The sequence below is a fragment of the Herbiconiux daphne genome (genome assembly GCF_024979295.1).
Taxonomy (GTDB): Bacteria; Actinomycetota; Actinomycetes; order Actinomycetales; family Microbacteriaceae; genus Herbiconiux; species Herbiconiux daphnes.
Map to the genome: position 1 here is coordinate 1 of NZ_JANLCJ010000236.1, position 871 is coordinate 871.

1 protein-coding gene is annotated in these 871 nt (G+C 30.7%); it reads left to right on the forward strand.

What is annotated here, in order from left to right; genetic code table 11:
- Nucleotides 1-82 precede the first annotated feature (82 nt).
- On the forward strand, nucleotides 83-271 hold the full coding sequence (locus N1032_RS24335; RefSeq protein WP_259543067.1) for a hypothetical protein: 189 nt from the start codon (nucleotides 83-85) through the stop codon (nucleotides 269-271).
- Nucleotides 272-871 lie beyond the last annotated feature (600 nt).

The window sequence follows — 871 nt, forward strand, 5'->3', positions numbered from 1 at the left end:
GTAATGGGACTGACTAAAGCACAAAGAACAAATAGGGCACGCTATAAGGATATGATTGAAAAGGAACAAAGGGAGAAAAAAAATGACATTAGAACAACTAAAAGAGAACATAGCAAGTAAAACATCTAAACAAACATTAGAATTGTTAGTAGAACACTTAACTGAAAAAAATTGGGAACAACTTTTGGCGGATGGGGGTTTGGAAATCGCAACAAAACAACATGACATTAGCAATGATTATGATTATGAGATAGAAATTGTAATAGACTGATATATATGTGATGATGAGTTTGAGTTTGATGAATTTTACATCGGTAAGAAAGTAATTAACAATTTCATTTGAGATTGGGAAGAAGAATGAATTTAACTAATTGGAAAGAGAGAGCTAAAATGGCATGAGATGATAAAAAGGAGATGAATAATGGAAACTAAAAAAATTGTCTATTGAGTTGATGAAACTGAAACATTCTACGAACAGGAAAATGAATTCACTGATAAGTTTGGTTATGTAAAATACGAAATTAGGGATGGGGAACTATATGAAACTAACTAAAAAACAAATTGATAACTTGATTAAAAAGTATGATGCTAATAATGCTTTACAGGGCTTTAAGGTAAGAGATAGTGAATATTACTTTGCTAATTACGCAACACACACACAATTTTGAACGGAATTTATAATGTTTAAGGATAAGGAAATTGAAAGAGATATTAAATTGATATATCTAACGGATGATGGGGAAAATGGTTATGAACCAAGAAAGTGAGTAAAATAATGGCAAAGTTTATTAAATTGGAAAGTGGAAGAATAATCAACACTGATATGATTGTATCGGTTGTTGGAGCAACAAACGACAAATACTCACAACAG

What these genes read in the sequence shown, in the direction of transcription:
- N1032_RS24335 (WP_259543067.1), top strand. Translation starts at nt 83, where the DNA reads ATGACATTAGAACAACTAAAAGAGAACATAGCAAGTAAAACATCTAAA.